General features: G+C 61.9%; 15 protein-coding genes. 2 read left to right on the plus strand and 13 right to left on the minus strand.

From position 1 onward, the window contains the following. The first annotated feature begins 182 nt into the window (after nucleotides 1-182). Nucleotides 183-347 carry an alternative ribosome rescue factor ArfA gene (arfA, locus tag AO064_RS01395; RefSeq protein ID WP_064052190.1) on the plus strand — a complete coding sequence of 55 codons (165 nt, stop codon included), beginning with the start codon at nucleotides 183-185 and terminating at the stop codon, nucleotides 345-347. 61 nt (nucleotides 348-408) lie between these two features. Beyond that, nucleotides 409-1,734: a lytic murein transglycosylase gene (locus AO064_RS01400; protein ID WP_015886057.1), complete on the plus strand. Its 1,326-nt coding sequence runs from the start codon at nucleotides 409-411 to the stop codon at nucleotides 1,732-1,734. Between the two features lie 131 nt (nucleotides 1,735-1,865). Here AO064_RS01400 and AO064_RS01405 read toward each other — a convergent pair whose 3' ends face one another. The 13 genes from AO064_RS01405 to AO064_RS01465 all read right to left on the minus strand — a co-directional run bounded on the left by AO064_RS01405 (nucleotide 1,866) and on the right by AO064_RS01465 (nucleotide 14,373). Further along, the gene (locus AO064_RS01405; RefSeq protein ID WP_064052191.1) at nucleotides 1,866-2,786 is read right to left on the minus strand and encodes a S66 peptidase family protein; all 921 of its coding nucleotides are present in this window, start codon (nucleotides 2,784-2,786) and stop codon (nucleotides 1,866-1,868) included. 182 nt (nucleotides 2,787-2,968) lie between these two features. After that, nucleotides 2,969-3,970 (minus strand): lipoyl synthase, encoded by a 1,002-nt coding sequence (lipA, locus tag AO064_RS01410; RefSeq protein ID WP_057444888.1) that lies wholly within the window; start codon nucleotides 3,968-3,970, stop codon nucleotides 2,969-2,971. A gap of 26 nt (nucleotides 3,971-3,996) precedes the next feature. Beyond that, the gene (lipB, locus tag AO064_RS01415) at nucleotides 3,997-4,644 is read right to left on the minus strand and encodes a lipoyl(octanoyl) transferase LipB (protein WP_064052192.1); all 648 of its coding nucleotides are present in this window, start codon (nucleotides 4,642-4,644) and stop codon (nucleotides 3,997-3,999) included. After that, nucleotides 4,644-4,919, minus strand: a complete 276-nt coding sequence (locus AO064_RS01420; protein WP_015886061.1) for a DUF493 domain-containing protein — start codon at nucleotides 4,917-4,919, stop codon at nucleotides 4,644-4,646. The genes lipB and AO064_RS01420 overlap by 1 nt, the downstream gene beginning before the upstream one ends. Nucleotides 4,920-5,003: 84 nt before the next feature. Continuing rightward, a complete protein-coding gene (locus AO064_RS01425) occupies nucleotides 5,004-6,161 on the minus strand; it encodes a D-alanyl-D-alanine carboxypeptidase family protein (RefSeq protein ID WP_015886062.1) in 1,158 nt (385 codons plus the stop codon). Between the two features lie 180 nt (nucleotides 6,162-6,341). Further along, nucleotides 6,342-7,346, minus strand: a complete 1,005-nt coding sequence (locus AO064_RS01430) for a septal ring lytic transglycosylase RlpA family protein (RefSeq protein WP_064052193.1) — start codon at nucleotides 7,344-7,346, stop codon at nucleotides 6,342-6,344. Then, nucleotides 7,346-8,356 carry a lytic murein transglycosylase B gene (gene mltB / locus AO064_RS01435; protein WP_015886064.1) on the minus strand — a complete coding sequence of 337 codons (1,011 nt, stop codon included), beginning with the start codon at nucleotides 8,354-8,356 and terminating at the stop codon, nucleotides 7,346-7,348. The genes AO064_RS01430 and mltB overlap by 1 nt, the downstream gene beginning before the upstream one ends. Before the next feature lie 17 nt (nucleotides 8,357-8,373). Then, nucleotides 8,374-9,477: a rod shape-determining protein RodA gene (gene rodA, locus AO064_RS01440; RefSeq protein ID WP_015886065.1), complete on the minus strand. Its 1,104-nt coding sequence runs from the start codon at nucleotides 9,475-9,477 to the stop codon at nucleotides 8,374-8,376. A gap of 31 nt (nucleotides 9,478-9,508) precedes the next feature. Further along, on the minus strand, nucleotides 9,509-11,407 hold the full coding sequence (mrdA, locus tag AO064_RS01445) for a penicillin-binding protein 2 (RefSeq protein WP_015886066.1): 1,899 nt from the start codon (nucleotides 11,405-11,407) through the stop codon (nucleotides 9,509-9,511). Nucleotides 11,408-11,422: 15 nt separating this feature from the next. After that, the gene (gene rlmH / locus AO064_RS01450; protein ID WP_003176297.1) at nucleotides 11,423-11,890 is read right to left on the minus strand and encodes a 23S rRNA (pseudouridine(1915)-N(3))-methyltransferase RlmH; all 468 of its coding nucleotides are present in this window, start codon (nucleotides 11,888-11,890) and stop codon (nucleotides 11,423-11,425) included. 9 nt (nucleotides 11,891-11,899) lie between these two features. Next, complete coding sequence (rsfS, locus tag AO064_RS01455; protein WP_064052194.1) at nucleotides 11,900-12,394, minus strand: ribosome silencing factor; 495 nt, start codon at nucleotides 12,392-12,394, stop codon at nucleotides 11,900-11,902. 69 nt (nucleotides 12,395-12,463) lie between these two features. After that, nucleotides 12,464-13,108, minus strand: coding sequence for a nicotinate-nucleotide adenylyltransferase (gene nadD / locus AO064_RS01460; RefSeq protein WP_043205958.1), 645 nt, complete (start codon nucleotides 13,106-13,108; stop codon nucleotides 12,464-12,466). After that, nucleotides 13,108-14,373: a glutamate-5-semialdehyde dehydrogenase gene (locus AO064_RS01465; protein ID WP_015886068.1), complete on the minus strand. Its 1,266-nt coding sequence runs from the start codon at nucleotides 14,371-14,373 to the stop codon at nucleotides 13,108-13,110. Before AO064_RS01465 ends, nadD begins: the two co-directional genes overlap by 1 nt. Nucleotides 14,374-14,375: the final 2 nt, after the last annotated feature.

The raw sequence follows: 14,375 nt of genomic DNA on the forward strand, positions 1-14,375 counted from the left end.
GCCGGTCGTGAAGGAAAGGTTGGCGGCGTGAACCGTAATCAGTGTCCAAGATTACTTGACCAGTTCAAGCCCCCTCCCACATTTTGATTGCATTTACATTTCCACAAATGTGCTGGGCTTTACAGGCAAGCAACTTCGGCAGATGATTCGCACCGTTTCCCCCCTCCAAGAGAGAAGTAACCATGAGCAAAAAGCCATCCAAGCATAGCCCCAACAAGGCCAAATCCATCATCGCCCAGCCACTGTTCCGCAGCCGTCAGGAACGCGCCGGCAAGGGCAAAGGCAGCTACCGCCGCGAAGCCTTCCAGTCTAATAGCTGGGAGGCTTCTTACTTTCTGGCTGCCTGAAGGCAAGCGCCCCTCTGGCATGATAAGGTCTGCACCTGATTTGTAATCCCTGGACCTGTGCATGCCCTCTAGTCTTTCCCGTCGTTGGCACCTGCGGCAACTGATCGCTGCCTCCAGCCTCATTCTGCTTGTCGCCTGCGCCGAGAAACCCACCGCCGCCGACGCTCAACCGCTGCCCAAGCTCCAGACCGCACCCGTGGTAGCGCCCGCTGTCGTGGCCCCGCTGGCTGTGGATAACCTCGATATCCAACCGACCCAGACCTTTGCCGAATGGCAGGCGGCCTTTCGTGTGCAAGCCCTGCAGGCCGGCATCACCGCCGCCGTGTTCGACAATGCCTTCGCCAACGTCACCCCTGACATGGCGGTGATCCGCGCCGACCGCAGCCAGCCGGAATTTTCCCGCCCGGTATGGGAATACCTCGACGGCGCCCTGTCTCCCGTGCGCGTGCGTAATGGCCAGGCATTGCTGATCAAGTACGCCGACATCCTGCAAAGCATCGAGCAACGTTATGGTGTCGACCGCCAGGCGCTGGTGTCGGTGTGGGGCATGGAAAGTAATTTCGGCCAGTTCCAGGGCAATAACTCGGTGATCCGCTCCCTGGCGACCCTGGCCTACGAAGGCCGTCGCCCCGCGTTTGCACAAGCGCAGTTGCTGGCAGCGCTGCAGATCATCCAGCACGGCGATATCCAGGCCGATCAGATGAAAGGCTCCTGGGCCGGGGCCATGGGCCAGACGCAATTTATCCCCACCACCTACAACACCCACGCCGTGGACTTCGATGGCGACGGTCGCCGCGATATCTGGAACAGCCCGGCCGATGCCCTCGCCTCCACCGCGCACTACCTGCAAAGCTCCGGCTGGCAGAAAGGCCAGCCGTGGGGCATGGAAGTGAAACAGCTGCCGACGAACTTCGATTACGCCCTGGCCGATGGCGGCACCCGCAAGACGGTGGCTGAATGGCTGAAGCTGGGCATCCAGCTGCCGCCAGGCGCGAGCATGCCGCCCAACGTCGACCAACTGTCCGCCGCCTTGCTGTTGCCGGCGGGTTATCGCGGCCCGGCGTTCCTGGTGCTGGATAACTTCCGCGCAATCCTCAAGTACAACAACTCATCGTCCTACGCACTGGCGGTGGGACTGCTGTCGGAGCGTTTCGGTGGCGGGGGTGTGATTCGCGGCGATTGGCCGAAGGATGAGCTGCCACTGAGCCGCTCACAGCGTATCGACTTGCAGACGGCGCTGAGTGCCAACGGCTATGACGCAGGCAACCCGGACGGGATTATCGGCGCCAACACGCGCAAGGCGATTCGTGCGGCGCAGCAAGCGCTGGGCTGGCCGGCGGATGGGTATCCGACGGTGAAGTTGCTCGAGTCACTGCAAAACCGCTAGATCTGCTTAGGGCGACTAATGCTATCGGGAGCAAGCCCCCTCCCACATTTGGGCCGCGTACATCCTTTGGAATGCGGTCAAATGTGGGAGGGGGCTTGCTCCCGATAGCGTTTTGGCAGACGACAACAGCTTCAGGCTCTGACCACTACATCCTGCTCCAACACCACCCGCTGCTCCCCCGCATCCAACCTCACCAACGCGCCCATCGGCAACGTCAGGTTCGGATCACAATGCCCACTGCGCCAGCCCGACAATACCGGAATGCATAACGGCGCAAAGGTCTGCTTGAGCAGCCGCTCCAGCGCAGCCTTGTCCACCCCCGCCACATCCCCCACCAGCACACCCGCAACGTGTGCCAGCTTGCCCGCCAGACGCAGATGCGTCAGCAGCCGGTCGATGCGGTAGATCGGCTCGTTGACGTCTTCAATAAACAGGATGATGCCTCCTGCGTCGATTTCGTAAGGCGTGCCCATGACCGCCGCGATCATCGACAGGTTGCCACCCAGCAAGCGCCCGCAGGCGATGCCAGGCTCGATCGTGGTCAACGGGTAGGCCACCGGGTGCACCAACTCGCTGCCGGCGCCCAACTGACCGCGCAACAGGCTGAACAGTGACGACTCCGTGGGGGGTTGCTTGTCGCCCAACAGGTCGGCATTGAGCATCGGGCCGTGGAAGGTCACGAAACCCGCATAACGGCTGATTGCCAGGTGCAGCGCGGTGATGTCGCTGTAACCTACGAATGGCTTGGGGTTGGCGCGCAGCAGGTCAAAGTCCAAGCTATCGAGCAGACGCGGGGTGCCGTAGCCGCCGCGCAGACAGAAGATGGCATCGATTTCAGGGTCGGCGAAGGCGGCATGCAGGTCACGCAGGCGCACTGCATCGCTGCCAGCAAGGTAGCCGTCGCGTTCATAGACGCCGGGGAAGATTCGCAGGTCGTAGCCACGGGTACGCATCCATTGGCCGGCCTTTTCAACGTCCAGCGTGGCGGGGCCAGCGGGGGCGATCAAGGCGATGGTGCCTTCGGCACGCAATGCAGGTACGGCAGCAGTCATCCGCAGTTCTTCCTGAAATAACGCCAAACAAAATGTGAGAGGGGGGCGAGTTTACTTAAGATCAGGTGGGGCTGCTTCGCAGCCCAGCGCGGGGCAAGCCCGCTCACCACAGCAGGCCCGCTCACCACAGCGAGCCCGTTCAACACAGCAAGCCCCCTCTCACATTGAGGCGGCGGTGCGGCTTACGAAACCAGGCTCGCCTTGACCAGCTTGGCCTGCTCGTCCGCATGGTACGAGGAACGTACCAGCGGGCCCGACGCGACGTTCTTGAAGCCCATCTTGTAACCTTCCTCGGCGAACCAGGCGAAGGTGTCCGGATGCACGAAACGCTGCACCGGCAAGTGACTGCGCGACGGTTGCAGGTACTGGCCCAGGGTCAGCATGTCGATGTCGTGTTCGCGCATGCGCTTCATGACTTCGATCACTTCTTCGTCGGTCTCGCCAAGGCCCAGCATCAGGCCGGATTTGGTCGGGATGTGCGGCATCATCTGCTTGAATTTCTGCAGCAGGGTCAGCGACCACTGGTAGTCCGAACCCGGGCGCGCTGCCTTGTACAGGCGTGGCACGGTTTCCAGGTTGTGGTTGAACACATCCGGCGGCTCGGCGGCGGTGATTTCCAGCGCTACGTCCATACGGCCACGGTAGTCCGGCACCAGGGTTTCAAGCATCACGTTCGGCGACAGCTTGCGGATTTCGCGGATGCAGTCGGCAAAGTGCTGGGCACCGCCGTCACGCAGGTCGTCGCGGTCGACCGAGGTGATCACCACGTACTTGAGTTTCAGGTCGGCGATGGCGATGGCCAGGCTTTCCGGCTCGTTGACGTCCAGTGGCTTCGGACGGCCGTGGCCGACGTCGCAGAACGGGCAACGACGGGTGCAGATGTCACCCATGATCATGAAGGTGGCGGTGCCGCCGGAGAAGCATTCGCCCAGGTTCGGGCAGGAGGCTTCTTCGCACACGCTGTGCAGCTTGTGTTTACGCAGCAGCGCCTTGATACGGTCGACTTCCGGCGAAACCGGGATGCGCACGCGGATCCAGTCAGGCTTCTTCGGCAGTTCGGTGGTCGGAATGATCTTCACCGGGATGCGCGCAACCTTCTCGGCGCCACGCAGCTTGACGCCGGCTTCCACCTTGGCACGCGGGGCCGGGGCCGGACGCTCGGTGATGTCCAGCGTCGGGATCATGGTTTGCACTGCATCAGTAGTCATAATCAGTCGATTCCGCCCGTAAGGGTCGTCTGCTCAGCATAGTCGAGGTGTTTGACGAGCTGCGCACGCAGCCGGGCACTAACCTCGGCAAATTTAATCGGTGTGGCGTGGTCGCTCAGTTGCGTCATCGCCAACCCGGCATAGCCACACGGGTTGATCCGCCGGAACGGTGCCAGGTCCATGTCCACATTCAGCGCCAGGCCATGAAAGGAGCAACCGTGGCGAATGCGAAGCCCCAGGGAAGCGATTTTCGCGCCGTCCACGTACACACCGGGCGCATCGGGCTTGGCCACGGCGGTCACGCCGTAACTGGCCAACAGCTCGATAAGGCAAGCCTCCATGCGGCTCACTAGGTCACGCACGCCAAACCCAAGCTTGCGCACGTCCAGCAGCAGGTAAGCCACCAGTTGACCGGGACCATGGTAAGTCACTTGACCCCCTCGGTCGACCTGCACCACCGGAATATCACCCGGCAGCAACAGATGCTCGGCCTTGCCGGCCTGGCCCTGGGTGAAGACCGGCGGGTGTTCGACCAGCCAGATTTCATCTTCAGCCGACGTGCCGCGTTCATTCGTGAACCGCTGCATGGCGTGCCAGACGGGCTCATAGTCCATCCGGCCGAGCTCGCGAAAGCCCAGGACGTGAGACATCACAACACCATGTGCACGAAGCCGGTGGCCCGCAGTTCGCTGTTGATGTTGTAGAGCTGGTCTTGATCAGTCGCAACGATGTGCAACTGGATCGTGGTGTATTTGCCGGTAGAGCTGGAGCGCTCATCCACGCGCTGATCGTTGATGGTCGCGTGTTTACGCACGATCTCGAGGATCAGGTCTTTACGGCCGACACCGGTATCGCTGATCACCTTGATGGGATAGTCCACCACCGGGAATTCGATCTTTGGCGCCTTTACTTCTTTATCGGTCATGGCGTAACGGCCTCGTAAGCGTAAGCCGTGGCGACGGGCAAAGCCCCGTGTCGGATCAACACGGGGCTTTGCAGGTGCACACTATCAGTTGAACAAGCTGTAGAAGAATAGACGGATGCTATCCCAGACGCGGCGGAAGATACCACCTTCGTCGACGGCGTCCAGTGCGATCAGGTCGGCACTGTGAACCACTTTGTCGTCCAGCTTCACTTCAACCTTGCCGATCACATCACCCTTGGCGATTGGGGCAACCAACTGCGGGTTCATGGTCATGCTGGCTGCGAGCTTTTTCAGCTGGCCCTTAGGCATGGTCAGGGTCAGGTCTTCAGCCAGGCCGGCTTTGACTTGGGAGGTAGCGCCTTTCCACACTGGCGCGGTCGCCAGCTCAGCACCCTTCTGATAGAAGGTCTGGGTTTCGAAGAAACGGAAACCGTAGGTCAGCAGTTTTTGCGTCTCGGCCGCACGGGCCTGCTCGCTGTTAGTACCGAAGACCACGGCGATCAGACGTTGGCCGTCACGTACAGCGGACGACACCATGCAGTAGCCGGCTTCGTCGGTGTGGCCGGTTTTCAGGCCATCGACGGTCTTGTCGCGCCACAGCAACAGGTTGCGGTTAGGCTGCTTGATGTTGTTCCAGAAGAATTCCTTCTGGGAGTAGATCGCGTAGTGCACCGGATCGACGCGGATGATCGCGCGCGCCAGGATCGCCATGTCGTGAGCCGACGAGTAGTGCTCTGGGTTCGGCAGACCGGTCGGGTTCATGAAGTGGCTGTTGGTCATGCCCAGGTCGGCCACGGTTTTGTTCATCATGTCGGCGAACGCGTCTTCGCTGCCGGCGATGTGCTCGGCCAGGGCGACGCTGGCGTCGTTACCGGACTGGATGATGATGCCGTGCAGCAGGTCGCTCACAGTGACCTGCGAACCCACCTTGATGAACATCCGCGAACCGCCGGTACGCCAGGCGTTTTCGCTGACGGTGACCGGGTCGTTCTCGCCGATCTGGCCGCGACGGATTTCCAGGGTCGCGATGTAGGCCGTCATCAGTTTGGTCAGGCTGGCCGGCGGCAGGCGCTGGTCACCGTTGCTCTCGACCAGCACGTTGCCACTGGCAGCGTCCATGAGGACCCAGGACTTGGCAGCCAGTTGCGGTGAAGCCGGCACCATTTCAACCGCCCAGGCGGCCGGGGTGATGATCAGCGAGATAAGCAGGCACGTGCGTTTGGCTAAGGTGGTGATGTTCATCCGTCTCTCGAAATTGCTTATGGAAACTTGCCCTCGCGGGCAAAACTTATTCAGACAGCCCGCTTCCAGACTGTCACGTGTTCGGTTGCCCGCTCACCCCTTGCCCCCGGGTTTTTATTGTTCAACGAGCCAACAACCTGGGCCCAGGCCCGCGCACGGGCTTGAACCATCAATCTTTTATTATTCGGCAGTGACCACGCTGGGTTGCCCCAGGTTGGCCATGCGCACGCTGTTCTGTACTTGGGCGACTTCGCTCGGCGAGCCTATCGGGCCCATCCGCACACGGTGCAACGTCTGTTGATTACGCACGATGGAGCTGATGAAGACCGGCGCGTTGACCATACCGCTGAGCTTGGACCTTAACAGTTCTGCCGCATCCGGGTTGGCGAAAGCGCCGACCTGCAGGTATTGCCCGCCAGCCATCGAAGCGCCCGGCGCGGCATGGGGTACGACCACCGTGTCAGGCGCATGCTGTGCCGGTGGCGGCGTCCACTGCTCGATCTTGCCGGTTGAGGCGGTCACTTGCGGCTGCTGGGTTTGCGGTTCGTTAAGCATCAACGGCGCCGGTTTGCCGCGCTGAGCCCAATACTGCGCGGGGTCGATACCTTCGACCTTGACGCGCGCGGTACCGGTTTCGGCGTAACCGAGTTTCTTCGCGGCGGCGTAGGACAAGTCGATGATGCGGTCCGAATAGAACGGCCCACGGTCGTTGACGCGCAGGATCACCGTGCGGTTGTTGTCCAGGTTGGTCACCCGTACATAGCTGGGCAGCGGCAGGGTCTTGTGGGCAGCGCTCATGCCGTACAGGTCATACACTTCGCCGTTGGCGGTGTTCTGGCCATGGAATTTGGTGCCATACCAGGACGCTGTACCCGATTGGACGTACGTCTTGGATTCCTGCAGCGGGAAGTAATTCTTGCCCAGCACGGTATACGGGTTGGCCTTGTAAGGCCCGGTGTGCAGGGTCGGCGTGGCGTCCGGGATCTTCGATACATCAACGTCCCACCACGGCGCGCCGTCTTTGTGTGCGCGGTTGATGTCCAGGCCCGGCTGGGCACGGACGACTGCGCCGCCGGACTTTTGCGCCGGCGCGCGGCTGTTGGTGGTGGAACAACTGACGACCAGCAAGGACAACGCGGCGAACGCCACCAGCTTGAGCGGTTGTTTGAACGGCGATGCCCGCATTACTTGTTGCCCCGTGCTTGGACCAGCATGTCTGACAGCTGATGCACGGCCATGGCGTACATCACACTGCGGTTATAACGCGTGATTGCGTAGAAATTCTTCAGGCCCATCCAGTATTCCGGGCCGTTTTCGCCGTCGAGGCGGAACGCGGTCACTGGCATATCATCAGGCAGCGCATTCTGACTCGACCAGCCCAACGCCCGCAACTCCCCGACCGTCTTGGCCGGCTCGATGCCCTGGGTAAGCCCTTCGTCGGCGCGATCGCCGGTGACATCGGCGCGAATCACCACCGGTTCGCCGCCGACCCAGCCGTGGCGCTTGAAGTAGCTGGCCACGCTGCCGATGGCGTCGTCGGGATTGCTCCAGATATTGATATGCCCGTCACCGTCAAAGTCCACGGCATAAGCGCGAAAGCTGCTCGGCATGAACTGCGGCAAGCCCATCGCACCGGCGTAGGAGCCTTTGAGGGTCAGTGGGTCGACCTGTTCTTCGCGGGCCAGCAGCAGGAATTCGCGCAGCTCCTTGCGGAAGAAGTCGGCGCGGGGCGGGTAATCGAAGCCCAGGGTCGACAAGGCGTCGATCACCCGGTAACTGCCGGTATTGCGCCCGTAAAAGGTTTCAATGCCGATGATCGCAACGATCACTTGGGCCGGCACGCCGTATTCCTGTTCGGCGCGCGCCAATACCGCTTCGTGCTGGCGCCAGAAGTCCACGCCACGCGCCACGCGGGCGTCGGTCAGGAACATCGGACGGTATTCCTTCCACTGCTTCACACGTTCGGCAGGGCGGGAAATGGCATCAAGGATCGCCTGCTTTTTCTGGGCTTCGCGGAACACGCCCATCAGCTGTTCACCGGCAAAACCATAGTCGCGGGTCATTTCACCGACGAACTCGGCGACCTGGGGTGAACCATCGTAGTCACCGGCCTGCGCCTCTTGCGTTGCGCCCAGCAGCCCAATCAGGCCCATCCAGGACGCATGCCGAGTCGCCCAGCCGCGCATTACTTGCATTGACATCTTCACCTTATTCAAACCTGTGCGATCCATTTGCGATGCGTATGAATCGACATCAAAACCCCAAACGCTGACAGCAATGTCACCAGCGAAGTTCCGCCGTAGCTAATGAACGGCAACGGCACCCCCACCACCGGCAGCAGGCCACTGACCATACCGATGTTGACGAAAACGTAAACAAAAAACGTCATGGTCAGCGCGCCGGCCAGCAATTTGCCGAACAGCGTCTGCGCCTGCGCAGTGATCACCAGGCCGCGACCGATCAGCAGTAAATAGATCAGCAACAGCGCGCAAATGCCTACCAGGCCGAACTCTTCGCCCAATACCGCGATAATGAAGTCGGTGTGGCTCTCGGGCAAAAAGTCCAGGTGCGACTGGGTGCCCAGTAACCAACCTTTACCAAATACGCCGCCGGAACCGATGGCCGCCTTCGACTGGATGATGTTCCAGCCGGTGCCCAGCGGGTCGCTTTCGGGGTCGAGGAAGGTCAGGATCCGCTGCTTCTGGTAGTCGTGCATAAAGAAGAACCACATGGCCACGGCCACGGGCACGGCGGCGGCCAGCACGCTGAGGATCCAGCGCCAGCGCAAGCCGCCCATGAACAGCACGAACGCACCGCCGGCCAGGATCAGCAGCGAGGTACCGAGGTCCGGCTGGCGCACGATGAGGATAAACGGCACGCCGATCAGGATCAGGCTGATCCCCACGTGCTTGAGCTGCGGTGGCAAGGTGCGTTTGGACAAGTACCAGGCGATGGTCGCCGGCATCAGAATCTTCATGAATTCCGACGGCTGGAAGCGAATCACCCCCGGAATGTTGATCCAGCGGGTCGCGCCCATGGCGTTGTGGCCCATCACGTCCACGACCACCAGCAGTAACACGCCCGCTACATAACCGAGCGGCACCCAGCGCGCCATGAAGCGCGGCTCCAGCTGGGCGATCACCACCATCGACAGCAGCCCAAGGCCGAACGACGACGCTTGCTTGATCAGTAGGTCCCAGTTCTTGCCACTGGCCGAATACAACACGAACAGGCTGCCGGCCGCCAGGGTCAGCAGCAGGATCAGCAACGGGCCGTCAATGTGCATGCGCTGCAACAACGTCGCGCGGCGACGCATCACGTCCTCACTGGAGAGGATGCGGTCAAAATTACTCTTCACTGGCCGTAACCTCGGTGCTTGAAGGGGGGCCGCCATATTCGGGCTTGAGCCTGCCGTCGTCGGCCAACAGCCAGGCGTCCATCACTTGGCGCACCACGGGCGCGGCGACGCCGGAACCGGACTCGCCGTTCTCGACCATCACCGCCACCACGATCTTCGGGTCGTCCGCCGGCGCAAAACCGACGAACAGGGCATGGTCGCGGTGACGTTCCTGGACCTTGGAGCGGTCGTATTTTTCGCCCTGCTTGATTGCCACCACCTGGGCGGTACCGCTCTTGCCGGCGATACGGTATTGCGCGCCGATCGCCGCCTTGCGCGCGGTACCACGGGCGCCGTGCATGACTTGCTGCATGCCGTGGTTGACCTTGGTCCAGTCGGACGGGTCGCGCAGCACGATGTCCGGGATCGGGTTTTCATCCAGAGGCTTTTCGCCTTCGATGGTCCTGGCCAGGTGCGGGCGGTTCCAGATGCCTTTGTTGGCCACCAGCGCGGTAGCCTGGGCCAGCTGCAACGGTGTTGCCTGCATATAGCCCTGGCCGATGCCGAGGATCAGCGTTTCGCCTGGGAACCAGGCTTGGCGACGGGTCGCGCGCTTCCACTCCCGCGACGGCATCAGGCCTGGGGATTCTTCGAACATGTCCAGGGAGACTTTCTGGCCGAGGCCGAACTTACCCATGTAGGCGGACAAACGGTCGATACCCAGCTTATGGGCCAGGTCGTAAAAATAGGTGTCGTTGGAGCGCATGATCGCGGTGTCCAAATCGACATAGCCGTCACCGGTGCGGTTCCAGTTACGGTATTTGTGATCGTAGTTGGGCAGCATGTAGTAGCCCGGGTCGAACACGCGGCTGGAGGCCGTGACCACCCCTGCGTCCAACCCCGCAATTGCCACCGCCGGTTTGATCGTCGACCCCGGCGGATACAGGCCGCGCAGTACGCGGTTGAACAACGGGCGGTCGATGGAATCGCGCAACTCGGCGTAAGCCTTGAAGCTGATGCCCGTGACAAACAGGTTGGGGTCAAAGCTTGGCTGGCTGACCATCGCCAGCACTTCGCCGGTCTTCGGGTCCAGCGCGACCACCGCACCCCGTCGCCCGCCCAACGCCATCTCGGCCGCTTCCTGCAGCTTGATGTCCAGGCTCAACACGATGTCCTTGCCCGGTACCGGGTCGGTACGCTTGAGCACCCGCAGCACGCGGCCGCGGGCGTTGGTCTCGACTTCCTCGTAACCCACCTGGCCGTGCAGCTCGGGCTCGTAGAAACGCTCGATGCCGGTTTTGCCGATGTGGTGGGTGCCGCTGTAATTGACCGGGTCGAGGGTTTTCAGCTCTTTCTCGTTGATCCGCCCCATGTAGCCGACGGAGTGGGCAAAGTGCGGCCCTTGTGGGTAATGCCGTACCAACTGCGCCACCACTTCCACGCCCGGCAGACGGAACTGGTTCACCGCGATCCGCGCGATCTGCTCTTCGGTCAGCTCAAACAGGATGGGCACCGGTTCGAAAGGTCGGCGCCCCTGCTTCATGCGTTTTTCGAAGATCACCCGGTCTTCCGGCGTCAGTTGCAGCACCTCGACGATCACGTCGAGGACCTGCGCCCAGTCGCCGGAGCGCTCGCGGGTCATGCTCAGGCTGAAGCTGGGCCGGTTATCCGCGACCACCACGCCATTACGGTCGAAAATCAGCCCACGGGTGGGCGGGATCGGCTGCACATGCACCCGGTTGTTTTCGGACAGCGTGGAGTGATAGTCGTACTGGATCACCTGCAGGAAATACAGGCGCGCAATCAACACCCCGATCAACCCCACCACCAAAAAAGCACCGAACACGACCCGAGCGCGTACCAGACGTGCGTCTTTCTCGTGGTCCTTGATGCGGATCGGTTGGGTCATCGGGAGGGGCGCAGATTATTTGTGGTAAGGGTGCCCGGACAGCACTGTCCAGGCGCGATACAGCTGTTCACCGATCAGGATCCTTACCAACGGGTGCGGCAGCGTCAGCGCCGACAGCGACCAACGCTGGTCCGCCCGCGCACAGACTTCCGGCGCCAGGCCTTCGGGGCCGCCGACCATGAAGTTGACCGTACGCGAATCCAGGCGCCAGCGATCCAGCTCCACCGCCAGTTGCTCGGTGCTCCAGGGCTTGCCGTGCACTTCAAGGGTGACGATGCGCTCGTTAGGGCCGACCTTGGCCAGCATGGCTTCGCCTTCCTGACGGATGAAGCGCGCCACGTCGGCATTCTTGCCCCGGGTATTGAGCGGTATTTCCACCAGTTCAAGCGAAAGCTCAGCGGGCAGACGCTTGGCATACTCGTGCCAGCCTTCTTCCACCCACTTGGGCATGCGTGAACCGACAGCGATCAGACGCAGGCGCAAAGCCGTTCCTTATTCCTGGTCTTTGTTGAGCTTGTCGAAGTGCGCGTGGCCCACTTCCGGGCTGTGGTGCTTGCCATCGGCGGCACGGCTCTGCTCGGCGCCTTTCCACAGACGCTCCAGGTCATAGAACTGGCGAGCGTTGGAAGTCATCATGTGAACGATCAAGTCGTCCATGTCCAGCAGCACCCAGTCGCTGTCGCCCTTGCCTTCTTCACCCAGCGGCTTCACGCCTTGGGCTTTGACGGCTTCGCGGACCTTGTCGAGCATCGCGCCGATCTGGCGGTTCGAGGTACCGGTGGCGATGATCATGTAGTCGGTGATGCTCTGCTTGTCGCGCACGTCCAGCACCTGGATGTCCTGGGCCTTCACGTCTTCCAGGGCCGCCACGGCGACTTTTACCAGCTCTTCGCCAGCCAGCTCAGGGCCAACATGGGCTTCAACTGGCAGCGGGGCGCTTTTGAAGGTGCCTTTGCGCTTAACTTTGCTTACGTCTTTGTTCGTCATATAAAACTCGTTTTGCTCGTATGTTCGGGCGCTCGCTGTACGACGGTGCGTACGTTCAAGCGCGCCTTTTCAGTTCGACGCACGGTAAAGCCCGTGCGCATCGATGTAGGCCAGGACCGCGTCAGGCACCAGGAAACGTACCGACTTCCCGCTGGCCAGCAGTTGACGGATCTGGGTGGCGGACACCGCAAGCGGGGTCTGCCAGACGAATGCAATATTCCCGTTCGGCCCGGTCAGGGCCAAGGGGTCACTTACCGACCGCGCGGCCAGCAGGTTGCGCAAGGCATCCGGCGGTTCGCTGTCGGCATCCGGGCGTTGCAAAACCAGGATGTGGCAATGCTGGAGGAGTTCCTCCCAGCGATGCCAAGAGGGCAGGCCGCAAAATGCGTCCCAGCCCAAAAGCAGAAACAACTGGTCATCCGCGGCCAACTCGGCGCGCATCAGCTCCAGGGTGTCAACAGTGTAGGACGGTTTATCGCGCTTGAGCTCGCGGTCGTCCACCACCAGCGGTGCGATGCCCTGCACCGCCAACCGCACCATTTCCAGGCGCTGCTGCGGCGACACCTGCGGTGTATCGCGATGGGGCGGCCGGGCGTTGGGCATCACGCGCAACTCATCCAGCGCGAGGGCATCCGCGACTTCCAGGGCACTGCGCAAATGGCCGATGTGCACGGGGTCGAAGGTACCGCCGAGCAGCCCGATGCGTTTAGCCATCAAGTGCGCACATGACCGTCGCCGAACACCACGTACTTCTCGCTGGTCAGGCCTTCCAGGCCAACCGGGCCGCGTGCGTGGAGCTTGTCGGTGGAAATACCGATCTCCGCGCCCAGGCCATACTCGAAGCCGTCGGCAAAACGCGTGGAGGCGTTGATCATCACCGAAGCGGAATCCACTTCGTTGAGGAAGCGCCGCGCATCGCTGAAATGCTCGGAAACGATGGCGTCAGTGTGCTTGGAGCCATAGGTGTTGATGTGTTCGATGGCCTCGTCCAGGTCGTCGACAATCTTGATCGACAGGATCGGTGCCGTGTATTCGGTGTACCAGTCCAGCTCGGTCGCCTCGATCACGTCCGCCCCCAGCAGCGCACGGGTGCGCTCGCAACCCCGCAGTTCCACGCCCTTGTCGCGGTAGATGGCAGCCAGCGGCGGCAGCACGCGATCGGCAATGCCGACGTGCACCAGCAGGGTTTCCATGGTGTTGCACGGGGCGTAGCGGTGGGTCTTGGCGTTGTCGGCGATGCGGATCGCCTTGTCGATATCGGCGGCAATGTCGATGAACACGTGGCATACACCGTCCAGGTGCTTGATAACCGGCACCTTGGCATCACGGCTGACGCGTTCGATCAGGCTCTTGCCACCGCGCGGCACGATCACGTCGACGAATTCCGGCATGGTGATCAGCGCACCCACGGCGGCGCGGTCGGTGGTTTCAACTACTTGCACCACTTCGGCAGGCAACTCGGCCACGGCCAGGCCCTGTTGAATGCAGGCGGCGATGGCACGGTTGGAATTGATCGCCTCGGAACCGCCACGCAGGATGGTGGCGTTACCGGACTTGAGGCACAGGCTCGCGGCGTCGATGGTCACGTTCGGACGCGACTCGTAAATGATGCCGATCACGCCCAGGGGCACGCGCATCTTGCCGACCTGAATGCCGGACGGCAGGTAACGCATGTCGCGGATTTCACCGATGGGGTCAGGCAGCTTGGCCACCTGACGCAGGCCTTCGATCATGTCGTCGATGCGTGCCGGGGTCAGCGCCAGGCGGTCCAGCAAGGCCGGCTCCAGGCCATTGGCGCGGCCGTTGGCCAGGTCCTGTTCGTTGGCGGCGGTGAGCTCGGAGCGCGAAGCATCCAGAGCGTCGGCGGCGGCCAGCAAGGCACGGTTCTTCTGCGCGGTGCTCGCACGGGCGATCAACCGCGAGGCCTGACGGGCAGCGCGACCCAGGCGGGTCATGTAGTCAAGAACGGACTCAGTCATGG

Source organism: Pseudomonas marginalis (assembly GCF_001645105.1).
GTDB lineage: Bacteria > Pseudomonadota > Gammaproteobacteria > Pseudomonadales > Pseudomonadaceae > Aquipseudomonas > Aquipseudomonas petroselini.

Bases quoted from the DNA above. Each gene is read 5' to 3' on its own strand.
- arfA (WP_064052190.1), top strand. From the start codon at position 183: ATGAGCAAAAAGCCATCCAAGCATAGCCCCAACAAGGCCAAATCCATC.
- mltB (WP_015886064.1), bottom strand. From the start codon at position 8,356: ATGCAAGTAATGCGCGGCTGGGCGACTCGGCATGCGTCCTGGATGGGC.
- AO064_RS01400 (WP_015886057.1), top strand. From the start codon at position 409: ATGCCCTCTAGTCTTTCCCGTCGTTGGCACCTGCGGCAACTGATCGCT.
- nadD (WP_043205958.1), bottom strand. From the start codon at position 13,108: ATGGCTAAACGCATCGGGCTGCTCGGCGGTACCTTCGACCCCGTGCAC.
- AO064_RS01425 (WP_015886062.1), bottom strand. From the start codon at position 6,161: ATGAACATCACCACCTTAGCCAAACGCACGTGCCTGCTTATCTCGCTG.
- AO064_RS01430 (WP_064052193.1), bottom strand. From the start codon at position 7,346: ATGCGGGCATCGCCGTTCAAACAACCGCTCAAGCTGGTGGCGTTCGCC.
- AO064_RS01465 (WP_015886068.1), bottom strand. From the start codon at position 14,373: ATGACTGAGTCCGTTCTTGACTACATGACCCGCCTGGGTCGCGCTGCC.
- rodA (WP_015886065.1), bottom strand. From the start codon at position 9,477: ATGCGTCGCCGCGCGACGTTGTTGCAGCGCATGCACATTGACGGCCCG.
- lipB (WP_064052192.1), bottom strand. From the start codon at position 4,644: ATGTCTCACGTCCTGGGCTTTCGCGAGCTCGGCCGGATGGACTATGAG.
- rsfS (WP_064052194.1), bottom strand. From the start codon at position 12,394: ATGACGAACAAAGACGTAAGCAAAGTTAAGCGCAAAGGCACCTTCAAA.
- lipA (WP_057444888.1), bottom strand. From the start codon at position 3,970: ATGATCCCGACGCTGGACATCACCGAGCGTCCGGCCCCGGCCCCGCGT.
- AO064_RS01420 (WP_015886061.1), bottom strand. From the start codon at position 4,919: ATGACCGATAAAGAAGTAAAGGCGCCAAAGATCGAATTCCCGGTGGTG.
- AO064_RS01405 (WP_064052191.1), bottom strand. From the start codon at position 2,786: ATGACTGCTGCCGTACCTGCATTGCGTGCCGAAGGCACCATCGCCTTG.
- mrdA (WP_015886066.1), bottom strand. From the start codon at position 11,407: ATGACCCAACCGATCCGCATCAAGGACCACGAGAAAGACGCACGTCTG.